The sequence below is a fragment of the Massilia atriviolacea genome (assembly GCF_003953935.1).
In the GTDB taxonomy this organism is placed as follows: Bacteria; Pseudomonadota; Gammaproteobacteria; order Burkholderiales; family Burkholderiaceae_D; genus Telluria_A; species Telluria_A atriviolacea.
Window position 1 is genome coordinate 459,432 of record NZ_RXLQ01000003.1, and the last position, 15,633, is coordinate 475,064.

Genomic DNA, 15,633 nt, shown 5'->3' on the forward strand with positions numbered 1-15,633 from the left:
GGGTGACGCCGGCGCCCGGGTCCTAGAAGAACAGGGCCGGTGCGTCGCCCGCGCTTTCCAGGCCGACCAGTTCGATCGCCGGGCTGTCCGCCTGCGCGAACGGCACATCGCCCGCATGGTCGGGTGCGCTCTTCGGCGTGCTGATCTTGACCAGGGCCCGGTCGACGTCCTTCTGGAAGTTCGGCACATTGCTCCATGGGCTGACCGACGCCAGCAGGTCGCGCACGGTGGCGGCGGCCGAGGCGGTCGAATACACCGCCGCTTTTTCAGGGGTATCGAGCGTGAAGGTGAAGTTCGACGCGATGTCGACCTTGTTGGCCACGATCGCCTTGTCCGACAAGCCCTGGGCCGTCGTGTTGTTCTGCGCGCCGGCCATGATCGACAGCGAGGCGTTGGCGCGCGTCAATGCGCCCGAATCGATGGCGTTGGCCCAGAAGGCCAGGCCTTCCTGGTCGGGAGCGCGGTTGAGCACGTTGGTGTAGATGGCGTTGACGAAGGCCTTGCTGTCGCCCGAATACAGGGCTTTAGATTCGGCGCTCAGGCCGAAGGAATCGATCAGGCTGCGGATGTTCTGGTCGGTGTTGTACTTGGCCGCCAGCTCGTTGACGGTGGTCGGTGCGTTCAGTTTCGCCAGCTGGTCCTGGAAGCTGACCAGCCCGCCCGCATCGGCGGCGCGGCCGAAATAGCTCACGTACAGGGACTGGGTCAGCTCGGTGTACTTGATGTCGATGGTTTTGTCGGCAAACTTGATCTGCTCGACACCGGTGAGCACATCGGGTGCGTCGGTGCCGCTTTTGGTCGACACGGTCAGGCTGTCGCCGGACTTGAGGAGCTTGACGGCGGCACGGTTGCCGCTGTAGCTGACACTGTCGAAACCGGCGCCGGCATTGATGTTTTCCTTGAACGTGGTGGCGACCAGGGCGTCGTCGCCCGCCGTGCCGTTCAGGGCGTACGGTGCGATGCCCGGTGCGGGGATCGAGTCCTTGTCGCCGTAGATGCCGATGCCGGCCAGGGTCGCGCCGGACTGCTTCCAGCCTGCCCACATATAAAAGGTGCCGGAATAGGGCGCCACGAAGTCGTTCAGGACCGAGGCGTCCTTGAGCGTTTCTTTTTCGCTGCCGGCGAGCGCATTGCCGTGCTGGTCGTAAATGATGATCATGCTCGGATCGATGTCGCTGAAACTGAGGAAGTCGTAATTCATGCCCTCGGTGCCGGTCCACGAAAAGGTCGGCGAGGCACTGCGCGCGCTCGTGGTGAACTCGGCCTGGATATCCCAGCCCTCGGTGTTGCTGCCACTGGTCGGCTTGTAGTCGCCAAAGACCAGCTTGTGCGCATTGACCATCATCAGCGGCGGCAGGTCGGGGAAGAGATCGATCGTCTTGTAAGTCATTCTGGTCCTTTGGGGCAATATTTTCTAAGGTTCACACTTTATAAAAATTTCCAGCTTGAATTCTATTCAATTGTAACTAAGCAACGTTGAAGTGATGTAAAAGACGAAAAAAAGCCCACGCGGGCGTGGGCTGCGGTGAAGCGATGCTCTGTTAACTACTTGTTTTAACGACGCGATTTAACTGCCCATGCCGTTGCCCATCTGCGCCGCCTGGTCCGCCCGCTCGGCGCCGCTGTCGGCGGCATCGGCCGCGCCCACCGGGGTCTGGCCGAAGTTCTGGATGATCCCGCCCATGCCCTCGTAGCCGGTGAGCGACGGCCCCCAGCTGCTGCCGTTCCACCACTTGTGGTAGAGCGCGCTGTCCGAGCCGGTGGCGAACACATCGAGCCGGTTCGCCGCCCACGCGACCACCCTCGGCTGCGAGGACAGGATGCCGCCCATGTTTTCGAAGCCCGTCACCGACGGTCCCCAGCTGCTGCCGTTCCACCATTTGTGATACAGCGCGCTGTCGGTGCCCACCACGAACACGTCGAGCCGGTTCGGTCCCCACGCCACCACCTCGGGGTTGCCGATGCACACGCCGCCCAGGCGTTCCAGGTTGTTCCCTGCGGGCAGCCACTGGCTGCCGTTCCACCACTTGTGATACAGCGCGCCATCGGTGCCGGTGACGAACACATCGAGGCGGTTAGCGCCCCATGCCACCGCGCGCGGCGCCGAGGTGCACACGCCGCCCAGGCGCTCGTAGCCGGTCAGCGACGGCCCCCAGTTGCTGCCGTCCCACCACTTGTGGTACAGCGCGCGGTCGGTGCCGATCACGAACACGTCGAGCCGGTTCGGTCCCCAGGACACCACTTCGGGCTGCTCCATGATGATGCCGCCCATGTTTTCATAACCGGTCAGCGACGGTCCCCAGGTGCTGCCGCTGCGCCACTTGTGGTACAGGGCGCGGTCGGTGCCGAGCACGAACACGTCGAGCCGGTTGGGTCCCCACGAAATGGCGCGCGGGTCGCCGATGATCACCCCGCCCAGGCTGGTGTAGCCGGTCAGCGACGGGACCCAGGCGCTGCCGTTGAAGGCCTTGTGGTACAGGGCGCTGTCGGTGCCGGTGACGAACAGGTCGAGCCGGTTGGGCTGGGTCGAGATGGCTTGCGGCACGCTGGTGCCGATGCCGCCCATGAACTCGTAGCCGGTCAGGGACGGGTTCCAGCTCGCCCCGTTCCACCACTTGTGATACATGCCGCGGTTGGTGCCGAGGGTGAACACGTCGAGCCGGTTCGGGCCCCAGGCCACCACCGGGCCCGAACTGGGCTTGCGCGGGCCGGCCTGGGCCGCCAGCGTCTCCGCATCCTGGGTGTCGGCCTGGGCCGCCGCCGCAGGATGGCTCATCATGCCCGCGCCCGGCATGCCCTGGGCGTTCGCGGCGCTATTGCCCGCGCCGCCGCCGGCGTGATCCATCGCGCCGCTGTTCATGGTCGTCGTCACTTCCGATTGCATCGATCTCATGCTCAATCCCTTCCGGTTGGTTGATGGTCTTCCTGCCCGGCGACGTCAAGAGCGTGCGCGTGCAGGCCTGTGACAAGTATCGAGATATTTCCAATGGGAACTTTTGATGGATGTGCAAGCAGCTTCATGCGCATGTGTTCCTCGCGAATCGGTCGTGACCCAGGTCAAACCGTCGGAACAGCATAGCGGCCGGGGCGACGGCGCGCTAGCTATGCGATTTGCGTATAGATTTTTCGCGAACTTTCATATTTCGGGCTTGGCTCGCAGGCTTAGACTGTTTCTCATTCTTGACTAATGGCTAAGCAATGAAAATCATCAAACTGACGACGTACCGGGTGCCGCCGCGCTGGATGCTGTTGAAGATCGAGACAGACGAAGGCATCGTCGGCTGGGGCGAACCGGTGATCGAAGGGCGCGCGCGCACGGTCGAAGCGGCCGTCCACGAGATGACGCCATTGTTGATCGGCCAGGACCCGGGCCGCATCAACGACCTGTGGCAAGCCATGTACCGCGGCGGCTTTTACCGCGGCGGCGCGATTTTGATGAGCGCCATCGCCGGCATCGACCAGGCCCTGTGGGACATCAAGGGCAAGGCGCTCGGGGTGCCGGTCTACGACCTGCTGGGCGGCCGGGTGCGCGACAAGATGAAAATGTACAGCTGGGTCGGCGGCGACCGGCCGTCCGACGTCATCGCCGGCATCGGCAAGCTGCGCGCGCTCGGCATCGACACCTTCAAGATGAACGGCACCGAAGAACTGCGCATGCTGGACAGCGCGCGCGCGGTCGACCAGGCGGTCGGACGCATCGCCGAGATCCGCGAAGCGTTCGGCAACGACATCGAATTCGGCATCGACTTCCACGGCCGCGTGGCGGCGCCCATGGCCAAGGTGCTGCTGCGCGCACTCGAACCCTACCGCCCGCTGTTCGTCGAAGAGCCGGTGCTGGCCGAGCAGGCCGAGTACTATCCGCGCCTGGCCGAATCGACCTCGATCCCGCTGGCGGCCGGCGAACGCATGTACTCGCGCTTCGAATTCAAGCGCGTGCTGGAGCAGGGCGGCCTGGCGATCCTGCAGCCCGACCTGTCGCACGCCGGCGGCATCACCGAATGCGTCAGGATCGCGGCCATGGCCGAAGCCTACGATGTCGCAGTGGCGCCGCATTGCCCGCTCGGCCCCGTGGCGCTGGCGGCCTGCCTGCACCTGGATTTCGTCTCGCACAACGCCGTGCTGCAGGAACAGAGCATGGGCATCCATTACAACCAGGGCGCCGAACTGCTCGACTACGTCAAGAACAAGGACGACTTCCGCATGGACGGCGGCTATATCGCCGCCCTGACCAAGCCGGGCCTCGGTGTCGAGGTCGACGAAGAGCGCGTGATCGAAGCGAGCAAGAACGCGCCCGACTGGCATAACCCGCTGTGGCGCCACGAGGATGGCAGCGTCGCCGAGTGGTAGCCGTCCTGACGTCGCCGCCGCCGCCGCCGTCGCCGCCGCCGTCGCAGCTTGCACGCCTGTCGCACCATCCGGGCCGCAGCCTGCGCTGGGATGCGCAAGGCCGCCGCTGGTGGTGGGCCGGCAGCGACGCCCATGCGGTGCACGCCTGCGCCGAGCGGCAAGGCGCGCCGCTGCTCTGCCGCCTGCCCGACGCCGCCGGCCTGCTGGCGCACTGCCGCTCCGGACGCATGCTGCTCGGCCTCGCCAAGCGCCTCGGCCTGGCGCAGCCGGACCGGCAGGCCGGCGCGCGCCAGTTGCGCCTGCAGCCGCTGGTGGCGGTGGACGCCGCCGAGCCGCGCACCGCGGTCAGCGACGGTTGCACCGACCGGCGCGGCTTCCTGGTGTTCGGTACCCGTAACGTGGCCGAGGATGGCCGCGCCATCGGCAGTTTTTATCAGTATTCGCGCCAGCATGGCTTGCGCCGCCTGGCCTTGCCGGTGGTGGCCGAAGCGAGCGCGATCTGTTTCAGCGCGGACGGCAGGCGCATGTTCTTCGCCGACGCCCGCGCCAGCGCGATCATGGCCTGCGAGTACGACGCCGACGCCGGCGCCGTGCGCGCCGTCGAGGTGTTTGCGCAGCTGGCGCCCGGCGCGGGTGCGCGCGGCGCCGCGCTCGACGCCGACGGCTGCCTGTGGAGCGCCCAGCCCGGCCAGCTGCTGCGCTACGCCGCCGATGGAAAAGTAGTACAGCGCATCGCGCACGATTGCACCAGCATCGCCTTTGGCGGCGCCGGCCTCGCTCAGCTCGCCGCCGTCGGCGCGGGCGGCTTGTTCACCGTCCCTGTGCCCGGCGTCGCGGGCCAGGCCGACAGTCCGTTCGACGATCATCCATCACAATAATGAAATAAACAGGAGACCACCATGCATACACGTACCTTCGCAAAACTCGCCGCCGCAGCCCTGCTGACGTGCGCTTTCGGCGCCGCCCACGCGGCCGATCCGGTCAAGATCGGCTTCCTGGTCAAGCAGGCCGAGGAACCGTGGTTCCAGGATGAGTGGCGTTTCGCCGAGCAGGCCGCCAAGGACAAGGGCTTCACCCTGATCAAGATCGGCATTCCGAACGGCGAAAAAATGATCGCCGCGATCGACAACCTGGCAGCGCAAAAGGCCCAGGGCTTCGTCATCTGCGCGCCCGACGTCAAGCTGGGCAAGGCGGTCGAACGCGCCGCCGCGCGCAACAACATGAAAGTCATCTCGGTCGACGACCGCCTGCTCGATGGCGCCGGCAAGCCGCTGGCGTCGGTGCCGCACATGGGCATTTCGGGCTACGAGATCGGCAAGCAGGTGGGCGCCGGACTGGCCGCCGAAATCAGGGCGCGCGGCTGGAACCCGGCCGAGGTCGGCATCCTGCGCGTGTCCTACGACCAGCTGCCGACCGCCAGGGAGCGCACCATGGGCGCGGTCGACGCGCTGAAAGCGGCCGGCATCCCGGCGGCCAACGTGGTCGACGCCCCGCAGTCCAAGACCGACACCGAATCGGCCTTCAACGCCGCCAACATCGCCTACACCAAGCAGCAGCGCTTCAAGAAGTGGGTGGCGGTGGCCCTGAACGACGAATCGGTCATGGGGGCGGTGCGCGCCGCCGAAGGACGCGGCATGCGCGCCGACGCCATGATCGGCATCGGCATCGGCGGCAGCAAGACGGCGCAGAACGAATTCGCCAAGCCCCAGGCGACCGGCTTTTTCGGCACTGTGATGATCAGCCCCAAACGCCACGGCTACGAGACCGCCGCCAACCTGTACGACTGGATCGTCTCGAACAGGCAGCCGGCCGCCGAAACCCTCACCGCCGGCATGCTCATGACGCGCGCCAATGCCGCCAAGGTGCGCGCCGAGATGGGGCAGTGAGCGACGATGTCCGCTTACCTCCAGTTTGACCAGGTCTCGAAGCACTTCCCCGGCGTGATCGCGCTCGGGGGCGTGAGCTTCGAGGCCCACGCCGGAACCGTGCATGGCCTGCTGGGCGAAAACGGCGCCGGCAAGTCGACCCTGCTCAAGATCCTGGGCGGGCAATACCGCCCGGACGGCGGGCGCCTGCTGCTGGACGGACGCGAAGTGCGCTTCGGTTCGGCCAGCGACGCCATCGCCGCCGGCGTGTCCATCATCCACCAGGAACTGCAGTACGTTCCCGAGCTGACGGTGGCCGAGAACGTCCTGCTGGGGCGCATGCCGACCCGCATGGGCTTTCTCGACAAGGCCGCCGCCAACAGGATGGTGTCGGAGCGGCTGGCGAAGATCGGTGTCGACCTCGACCCCGGCGCGCGCCTGGCCGACCTCTCGATCGCCCAGCGCCAGATGGTCGAGATCTGCAAGGCCGTGATGCAGGACGCCCGGGTCATCGCCTTCGACGAGCCGACCAGCAGCCTGTCGCACCGCGAAACCGAGATCCTGTTCCGCCTGGTGCGCGAGCTGCGCGCCGACGGGCGCACCCTGATCTACATCTCGCACCGGCTGGAAGAACTGTACGCGCTGTGCGACGCCTGCACCATCTTCCGCGACGGCCGCAAGGTCGCCACCCACCCGGTGATGGCCGAGGTGCCGCGCGAGCGCTTGATCGGCGACATGGTCGGGCGCGAACTGAGCGACATCTACGACTACCGCCAACGCGCACTGGGGGCCGAACGCCTGACCGTGCGCGGCATGCTCGAGGGCTGCGATTTTTCGGTGCGCGCCGGCGAAGTGCTGGGCTTTTTCGGCCTGGTGGGCGCGGGACGCAGCGAATTGATGCGCCAGATGTACGGCGCCGACAAGCGCGCGCCCGGTACCGTGCTGCTCGATGGCGCCCCGGTACCGATGGGCGGGCCGTCGGCGGCGATTGCGGCCGGCATCGTCCTGTGTCCGGAAGACCGCAAGGAGCAGGGCATCCTGGCCCAGTCCTCGGTGGCCGAGAACATCAACATCAGCTGCCGCCGCCATGCGCTGCTGGGCGGCGTGTTCCTGCGCCATGCGCGCGAGGCCGCGCTGGCCGACGAATTCATCGCGCGCCTGCGCATCAAGACCCCCAGCCGCGAGCAGGAAATCCGCCTGCTCTCGGGCGGCAACCAGCAGAAAGTGATCCTGGCGCGCTGGCTGGCCGAACCGGGCCTGAAGGTGCTGGTGCTGGACGAGCCGACGCGCGGCATCGACGTGGGCGCCAAGAACGACATTTACCGCATCATCCACGACGTGGCCGCGCGCGGCTGTTGCGTGATCGTGGTGTCGAGCGAGCTGCCGGAAGTGCTGGGCATCGCCGACCGCGTGGCGGTGATGCGCGACGGCCGCATCGTCGGCCAGCTGGAGCGCGGCGAGGCCGACGAAAAAGCGGTACTGCGCCTGGCGCTGCCGGACACCGTGGCCGATACCGATACCGATAGCAACAACAACGATGACGACAACGACAACGGCGCCAGCGCCGCCACCCCTTCCCGGAGAACCGCATGAGCACCATCCCCGTCACCCACAGCGGCGCCCCCGCGCCGGCCGGCCGCCAGCGCGCCCTCCTGATCGAATACAGCATGCCGCTGGCATACGCGCTGCTGTTCGCGGTGCTGGCCGCCACCGTCGATAACTTTTTCTCGGTCGCCAACGTGGTCGGGCTGATGCTGTCGGTCGCGCAGATCGGCATGGTCGCCTGCACCATGATGCTGTGCCTGGCCTCGCGCGACTTCGACCTCTCGGTCGGCTCGACCATCGCCTTTGCCGGCGTGCTCGGGGCGATGGTGCTGGAACGCACCGGCAGCGTGGCGCTGGCGGTCGGGGCCGGCCTCGGTGCCGGTGCGCTGATCGGCGCCGGCAACGGCGTGCTGATCGCTTACCTGCGCGTGAACGCCCTGATCGCCACCCTGGCCACCATGCTGATGGTGCGCGGCCTGGCCTTCATCGCCTCGCAAGGGCAGGCGGTCGGCATCAATTCCGACGCCTTCATCGCCTTCGGCGACACCCGCGTGGTCGGCCTGCCGCTGCCGGTGCTGGTGGCGGGCGCCTGCTTCCTGGTGTTCGGCGTGCTGCTCAATCATACGGTGTTCGGCCGTAACACCCTGGCCATCGGCGGCAATCCGGAAGCGGCGCGGCTGGCGGGCGTCAAGGTCGAGAAGCTGCGCGTCTGGATCTTCCTGCTGCAAGGGCTGGTCACCGCGATGGCGGGCCTGATCCTGGCCTCGCGCATCACCAGCGGCCAGCCGAATGCGGCGCAGGGCTTCGAGCTCGATGTGATCTCGGCCTGCGTGCTGGGGGGCGTGTCGCTGCAGGGCGGCAAGGCGCGCATTTTCGGGGTGCTGATCGGGGTGCTGATCATGGGCACCGTGGAAAACGTGATGAACCTGCTGAACGTCGATTCCTTCTACCAGTACCTGGTGCGCGGTTCGATCCTGCTGGCGGCGGTGCTGCTCGATCAGCTCAAGGCCCGTGGAGAACGCCGCAGCTGAGCCGGTAGCATGTCGGAGGTCATACATGTTGACGATTTAGCCATTGCGCATATATCATCGACATCCTTGAAACCGATTGCCCGCCATGCCCGATCCACGCTCCGACCGCTTCGTCCGCTCGCACCTCAAGACCCGCCACCTGGTGCTGCTGGTCGAACTGGGGCGGCACGGCTCCATCATGCACGCGGCCCAGGCCGCCAACCTGACCCAGCCGGCCGCTTCCAAGCTGCTCGGCGAACTCGAACACGCGCTCGGCGTGCAACTGTTCGAACGCCTGCCGCGCGGCGTCTCGCCGACCTGGTACGGCCAGGTGCTGATCCGGCGCGCCGGCGCGGCCCTGGCCGAGATGGACGCGGCCCACCAGGAAGTGATGGAACTGCTGTCCGGCCTGCGCGGCCGGGTCGACGTGGGCACCGTGCTCACGCCATCGACCAGCCTGGTGCCGGAAGCGGTCAACCTGCTCAAGACGCGCCACGCGCGCGTGCATGTATCGATCAGCGTCGATACCAGCAAGATCCTGGTGCAGCGCCTGCGTGCCGGCGAACTGGACCTGGTGGTGGGGCGCATCCTCGATACCGGCGCCGCCGCCGAGCTGCATTTCGAGCCGGTCACCGACGAACCGCACAGCCTGATCGCGCGCGCCGGCCATCCGCTGGCCGCGCGCACCGATCTCACGCTCGACGAACTGGCGCGCCAGGGCTGGATCCTGCCGCCCAACGGCAGCATCCTGCGCGACCGCCTGACCGCCCTGTTCCTCGCGCGCGGCCTCGAACCGCCGGCCGAAACGGTGGAAACCCTGGCCCTGCCGGTGATCGCCCACCTGCTGACCGGCAGCGACATGGTGGTAGCGCTTCCCATCGAACTCGTGCAACCCTACCTGCAAACCGGCCTGCTGACCGTGCTGCCGTTCGACCTCGGCATTCGCATGGACATGTACGGCATCGTCACGCGCCGCCATCATCAACTCTCGCCCGGGGCCGAGAGCATGCTGGCGACCATGCGCGAAGTGGCGGCGCTGCGCTATCCGCCAAGCGCCTGAGCTATACGATTTCCGTATGCTTCTGTCTGAATAAGCAATTGGAATCCTATTCCGGGAATCCGTAGCATGCCATCATGAGACCGAACTTTTGCCGCGTCTTGCTGTCGATAGCTTGAGGGCTCGAGCGAGGGCTTAAGGCGAGGGCTTAAGGCCAGGGCCGCAGGCGCCCGCGCGCCGTTCATATTCAGAGAGAAAGCATGCACAAGCAATTACTTGGAATCGACTGGGGAACCAGCAACCGGCGCGCCTACCTGGCCGGGCGCGACGGCAAATGCCTCGCCCGCCACGCGGACGACCAGGGCCTGCTGGCCGTCGGCGGCAACTTTGCCGCCTCGCTGGCCAGCCTGCGCGCGCGCATGGAGGTCGCGCCGGACGTGCCGGTCGTCATGTCGGGCATGGTCGGCTCGGCCAGCGGCTGGCAGGAAGTACCCTATCTCGATACCAGCGTGCCGCTGACCGGCCTGCCGTCCCGGCTGGCGCCGGTGCGCGGCCACCCCGGCTGCTTCATCGTGCCCGGCTACTGCGCGCGCGACGGCGCGGTGGACGTGATGCGCGGCGAAGAGACGCAGTTGCTGGGCGCCGTCGGGCGCGGCCTGCTCGATGGCTGGGTGGTGCTGCCCGGCACCCACAGCAAATGGGTTTACCTGCGCGGCGGCAAAGTCGACCAGCTGGTCACGTACATGACCGGCGAACTGTTTTCGATGCTGGCCGCCGGCGGCACCCTGGCCGCCCTGATGGCTTGCGGACTCGACGACGAGAGCGCCTTCGGCGCCGGCCTGCAGGAAGCGCGCCGCGCGCGCCCGCTGTCGAACGCGCTGTTCGGCGTGCGCGCGCGCGTGGTGTCGAACAGCATGGCGGCCGCGCAGGCGCGCTCGTTTGTCAGCGGCCTGCTGATCGGCGCCGAGTTCGTGGCGGCGCAAGGCCACGCCGACGGCGCCATCGACATCATCGGCTCGCCCGCGCTGAGCGCCCGCTACGAGGAGGCGGCGTTGCATTTCGGCATGCCGGCGCGCGTGCACGACCCGGACGAGGTCTACCTGGCCGCGCTGGCCTACTTTTTCGAAAGCCTTTGACCATGGATACGACCCAATTGAACCCGCCCCTGGTCGCCATCCTGCGCGGCCTCCAGCCGGGCGAGGCCGAAGCGGCCGGCGCGGCCCTGTTCGCGGCCGGCTTTCGCCTGCTGGAAGTGCCGCTCAACCGGCCCGGCGCGCTGGAAGCGATCGCGCTGCTGGCGCGCATGGCCCCGGCCGGCGCCATTGTCGGCGGCGGCACCATGCTGAGCGTGGCCGATGTGGAGGCGGTGCACGCGGCCGGCGGCCGCATGCTGGTCGCGCCCAACTGCAACACGCAGGTGATCGCGCGCGCCGCCGCCCTCGGCATGCTGTGCGCGCCCGGCGTGGCGACCCCGAGCGAAGCGTTCGACGCGCTCGCGGCCGGCGCCCATGCGCTCAAGATTTTCCCTGCCGAAATGGTCGGCTACGCCGGCCTGAAAGCCTTCAAGACCGTGTTGCCGCCGGGTACGCCCCTGTGGCCGGTCGGCGGCGTCTCGCCCGGCAGCATGGCCGACTGGGTCGCGGCCGGCGCCAGCGGATTCGGCATCGGCGGGGCGCTGTATGCGCCGGGCGCCACGCCCGCGATACTGAGTTCGCGCGCGCACGCCTTTGTCGACGCCTGGCAGGCCGCGCAGAACAGCTGACAGGAATCGGCAAGATCAACAAGATCGGCAAGATCGGCAAGATCGGCAAGATCAGCAAGATCAGCAAGATCAACCAGATCAACAAGATCAGCAAGACCAACAAGATCAACCAGATCAACAATGCAGAGACAGGAAACACCATGGAATTTGCGACTTACCCGAGCCTGGCCGGCAAAGCCGTGTTTGTCACCGGCGGCGGCTCGGGCATCGGGGCCGATATCGTGGCCGCCTTTGCGCGCCAGGGCGCGCGCGTGGCCTTTGCCGACCGCGACATCGCCGCCTCCACCGAACTGGTCGACGGCCTGGCGGGCACGGTCGCGCACACGCCGTACTTTATCGGCTGCGACCTGTCCGATATCGATGCCCTGCGCGCCAGCGTGAAGGCGGCCGGCGAGCAACTGGGCGACTTCGATGTGCTGGTCAACAACGCCGCCAACGACGAACGCCACGACTTCCTGCAGGTCACGCCCGAGTACTTCGACGCCAAAATGGCGATCAACCTGAAGGTGGCGTTTTTCGCGGCCCAGGCGGTGCTGGAAGGCATGCGCCGGCGCGGCGGCGGCGCGATCGTCAACCTCGGCTCGACCGGCTGGAAGAACAAGGTGGCCGGCTACCCGGTCTACGCCGCCGCCAAGTCGGCCGTGAACGGCCTCACGCGCAGCCTGGCGCGCGAGTACGGCAAGAGCGGGATTCGCGTCAACACGCTCACGCCGGGCTGGGTGATGACCCCGCGCCAGCGCGACAAATGGGTGGACGCGCAGGGCGAACGCGCCATGGATGAGAACCAGTGCCTGCCCGGACGCATCGTCGGCCAGGACGTTGCCAGCATGGCGCTGTTCCTCGGCGCGCATGACAGCCGCATGATCACGGCCCAGGAGTTCGTGGTCGACGCCGGCTGGACCTGAGGCGGTTTCAACGGTGCGCCAAGTTGTGAATGTTACAAGTTAAAATTGTCAACAAGAACGACGAAAAGGCGCAACGAGGGGATGGTTTTGGTGACTTGGTTATACGATGAGGCGGGCAGGGCGTCCGCCATCCTGGATGAATTCTGCCTGCGCACCATCGATGGCGAGCCGGCCGGCTATGTGTTCGGCCTCTCGGCGTTTTCGATCAAGGGCGAGCACATCGGCTGGTTCGAGGACGGCGTGCTGTACGACGTCGAAAACCGCATTCTCGGCTTCCTGGCCGGCGCGCGCGGCATGGCGCACGACTTTCCGGCGCTCCAGCCGCCGCCGCCCGAGCCGGTCTTCGGCAAGCGCCCCAACGTGCCGACCCTGCGCGCGCGCCCGGTGCGCCGGCCGGCCGGCGGCTGGTCGCGCCACGCCCTGGCCGACTATGTCGACAGCGGCGCGCCCGCCGCGGCGGCCCCGGTCGGCGCACTGCTGCCGGCCGCCCATTCCTCGCTGAACGACGCGCCGGGCTGAACGCCAGGCGCTTGTTGCCACCTGTCTACGCTGGACAAAACGTACGTCGCTTGCCTTCACAAAAATGATACGATCCTGCATGCGCGGCCGCTTTGGGACGCGCATGATCCCTATTATTGGCGACTACCACCCAGGCATCGGATGCGTCTGACATTTGATTTTCTTTCCAACGGCGGAGAACTGGGCGCCCTGATGCGCGCCAGGGACTGGAGCACGACGCCGCTCGGTCCGCCCGAACACTGGCCCACGCTGCTCAAAAGCACGATTCGCCTGATCCTCAGCTCCAGCCACCCGATGTTCCTGTGGTGGGGCAAGGACCTGATCCAGTTCTACAACGACGCCTACCGCCTGACCATGGGGCCGGAGCGCCATCCGAGCGCGCTGGGCGGGCGCGGGCGCGAGTGCTGGGACGAAATCTGGCCCATCATCGGCCCGCAGATCGCGCTGGTCATGAGCGGCGGCGGCAGCACCTGGAACGAAGACCAGCTGGTGCCGGTCACGCGCCACGGCAAGCGCGAAGACGTCTGGTGGACTTACGGCTACAGCCCGATCGAGGACCACGAGGGCGTGCACGGGGTGCTGGTGGTGTGCAACGACGTGACCGCGCGCCACAATGCCAATGCCGCGCTGGAACGCATGAACCTGGCCCTGACCGAACAGATCACCCAGCGCGAGCACGCCCAGCGCCACGAAGCGATCCAGACCACGCAACGGCTGCGCGCCGAACAGGCCCTGCGCGAACAGCGCGAAGCCGAAACCATGCGCCTGCGCTCGCTGTTCGAGCAAGCCCACGGCTTCATGTGCATCCTGCGCGGACCGCAGCATGTTTTCGAATTCGCCAATTCGGCTTACCTGCGCCTGGTGGGCGAACGCACGCTGATCGGCAAGACCGTGCGCGAAGCGCTGCCGGACGTGGTCGGGCAAGGATTTTTCGAGCTGCTCGACGGCGTGTATGCCAGCGGCAAGCCGTACAAGGCCGGCGACCTGCGCATCGAACTGCAACAGGCGCCTGGCGGCGCGCCGACCCAGGCGTATATCGACTTCGTCTACCAGCCGATTGTCGAGAACGGCGCTGTCGGCGGGATCTTCGTGCAGGGCTTCGACGTGACCGACCGCAGCATGGCGCGCCAGGCCCTGCAACACAGCGAACTGCGCCTGAAAGAAGGCATGAAAGCGGCGCGCATGGCAGTGTGGGACTGGGACCTGCACAGCAACGATGTGGTGTTTTCGGACAACGCGCCCGAACTGTTCGGCGCCAGCTGGACCAATATGCGCCATGTCTGGCACTGTATCGACCCCGACGACCTGAAACGGGTGGAACTTGCGCGCCGCGAGGCGCTCCAATCGAATGGGAGCTACAGCGAAGTGGTGCGCCTGCGCCGGCCCGACAACGGCCAGCTGGTCTGGTTGCAGGTGTACGCCACCGTGGTGCCGGACGAGGCCGGGCATGCCGCCTGCATCCGCGGCGTGTCGATCGACGTCAGCGCGCGCAAGCGGGCCGAGGAATCCCTGCGCGAGGCGGCGCGCCACAAGGATGAATTCCTGGCGATGCTGTCGCACGAACTGCGCAATCCGCTCGCGCCGATTCGTTCGGCGGCGCACTTGCTGGCCATGGCGCCCGACGACACCGCGCGCGTAAAAATGTCGAGCGTCATCATCGAACGCCAGGTCAACCATATGACCAGCCTGATCAACGACCTGCTCGACGTGTCGCGGGTCAACACGGGGCTGGTGGTGCTCGACAAGCAGGTGATCGACGTGCACCAGGTGGTGCTGGAATCGGTCGAGCAGACCCAGCCGCTGATCAGCGAACGCGGCCACGAGCTGGTGCTGGACCTGCCGGCCGAGGGCGAGGTGGCGCTGCTGGGCGACCGCAAGCGGCTGGTGCAGGTGCTGACCAACCTGCTGCACAATGCGGCCAAGTACACGCCGGGCGGCGGCCGGATCGCGGTCGAGGTCAGCCACCATGGCGACACGGTCGAGTTGCATGTGCGCGACAACGGCATTGGCGTCGAAGCCATGCTGATGCCGCATATTTTTGAATTGTTCAGGCAAGAAAAGCGCTCGTCCGACCGCTCGCAGGGCGGGCTCGGCCTGGGGCTGGCGCTGGTGCGCAGCCTGGTGCTGCTGCATGGCGGGCACGTGACGGCGGCCAGTCCGGGGCCGGGGGAGGGCGCGACCTTTTCGGTGTACCTGCAAAAGCACGCGCTCGCCGGCGATGGCGGCGAGGCGACGCGCGGACCCGGCAGCCATGCGGGCGAAGGCTTGCGCCTGATGCTGGTGGACGACAACAAGGATGCCGCCAATGCCATGGCGATGGTGCTGGAATCGGCCGGCCACGTGGTCAGGGTCGAGCACGATCCGCACCACGCGCTCGACACCGTGGCCAGTTTCGCGCCGGACGCCTGCCTGCTCGACATCGGCCTGCCCGGCATGGACGGCAACGAACTGGCGCGCCGGCTCAGGGCCAGCGCGCACGCGCGCGCGGCCACCCTGATCGCCGTGACCGGCTACGGCAACAAATACGACAAGGCCAGCGCGGTGCGGGCCGGCTTCGACCATTATTTCGTCAAGCCGGCCAACACGGCCGAACTGATCGGCGTGCTGGCCCGGATCAAGCCGGTGCGGCGCGCCAGGCAGGAAGCGCCGCTGGCCGAGCGCATCGAAGGCTGAGGCCGGTGGC

Annotated in this window: 13 protein-coding genes; 11 read left to right on the top strand and 2 right to left on the bottom strand. The window is 67.1% G+C overall.

The genetic code is table 11. From position 1 onward, the window contains the following. Positions 1-22: 22 nt before the first annotated feature. Positions 23-1,390, bottom strand: coding sequence for a DUF4214 domain-containing protein (locus EJB06_RS07300; protein WP_126073339.1), 1,368 nt, complete (start codon positions 1,388-1,390; stop codon positions 23-25). Positions 1,391-1,567: 177 nt separating this feature from the next. After that, positions 1,568-2,893, bottom strand: a complete 1,326-nt coding sequence (locus EJB06_RS07305; RefSeq protein ID WP_126073340.1) for a PLL family lectin — start codon at positions 2,891-2,893, stop codon at positions 1,568-1,570. 305 nt (positions 2,894-3,198) lie between these two features. On the opposite strand from EJB06_RS07305, the gene dgoD reads away from it, so the two are divergent. From dgoD to EJB06_RS07360, 11 genes are all read left to right on the top strand, one after another. Beyond that, positions 3,199-4,347: a galactonate dehydratase gene (gene dgoD / locus EJB06_RS07310; RefSeq protein ID WP_126073341.1), complete on the top strand. Its 1,149-nt coding sequence runs from the start codon at positions 3,199-3,201 to the stop codon at positions 4,345-4,347. Then, on the top strand, positions 4,341-5,225 hold the full coding sequence (locus tag EJB06_RS07315; RefSeq protein WP_164557855.1) for an SMP-30/gluconolactonase/LRE family protein: 885 nt from the start codon (positions 4,341-4,343) through the stop codon (positions 5,223-5,225). The genes dgoD and EJB06_RS07315 overlap by 7 nt, the downstream gene beginning before the upstream one ends. A gap of 21 nt (positions 5,226-5,246) precedes the next feature. Continuing rightward, positions 5,247-6,233: an arabinose ABC transporter substrate-binding protein gene (locus EJB06_RS07320; protein WP_126073343.1), complete on the top strand. Its 987-nt coding sequence runs from the start codon at positions 5,247-5,249 to the stop codon at positions 6,231-6,233. 6 nt (positions 6,234-6,239) lie between these two features. Further along, positions 6,240-7,805: an L-arabinose ABC transporter ATP-binding protein AraG gene (gene araG / locus EJB06_RS07325; RefSeq protein WP_126073344.1), complete on the top strand. Its 1,566-nt coding sequence runs from the start codon at positions 6,240-6,242 to the stop codon at positions 7,803-7,805. After that, complete coding sequence (gene araH, locus EJB06_RS07330; protein WP_126073345.1) at positions 7,802-8,788, top strand: L-arabinose ABC transporter permease AraH; 987 nt, start codon at positions 7,802-7,804, stop codon at positions 8,786-8,788. Before araG ends, araH begins: the two co-directional genes overlap by 4 nt. Before the next feature lie 85 nt (positions 8,789-8,873). After that, complete coding sequence (locus tag EJB06_RS07335; RefSeq protein ID WP_126073346.1) at positions 8,874-9,827, top strand: LysR substrate-binding domain-containing protein; 954 nt, start codon at positions 8,874-8,876, stop codon at positions 9,825-9,827. 197 nt (positions 9,828-10,024) lie between these two features. Beyond that, on the top strand, positions 10,025-10,900 hold the full coding sequence (locus EJB06_RS07340) for a 2-dehydro-3-deoxygalactonokinase (RefSeq protein WP_126073347.1): 876 nt from the start codon (positions 10,025-10,027) through the stop codon (positions 10,898-10,900). Between the two features lie 2 nt (positions 10,901-10,902). Beyond that, positions 10,903-11,526, top strand: a complete 624-nt coding sequence (locus EJB06_RS07345; protein WP_126073348.1) for a 2-dehydro-3-deoxy-6-phosphogalactonate aldolase — start codon at positions 10,903-10,905, stop codon at positions 11,524-11,526. 140 nt (positions 11,527-11,666) lie between these two features. Then, positions 11,667-12,431: an SDR family NAD(P)-dependent oxidoreductase gene (locus EJB06_RS07350; protein ID WP_126073349.1), complete on the top strand. Its 765-nt coding sequence runs from the start codon at positions 11,667-11,669 to the stop codon at positions 12,429-12,431. A gap of 90 nt (positions 12,432-12,521) precedes the next feature. Continuing rightward, the gene (locus EJB06_RS07355; protein ID WP_126073350.1) at positions 12,522-12,950 is read left to right on the top strand and encodes a 4-fold beta flower protein; all 429 of its coding nucleotides are present in this window, start codon (positions 12,522-12,524) and stop codon (positions 12,948-12,950) included. A 141-nt stretch (positions 12,951-13,091) separates the two neighbouring features. After that, entirely contained in the window at positions 13,092-15,623 is a 2,532-nt protein-coding gene (locus tag EJB06_RS07360) for a hybrid sensor histidine kinase/response regulator (protein WP_126073351.1), read from the top strand. Positions 15,624-15,633 lie beyond the last annotated feature (10 nt).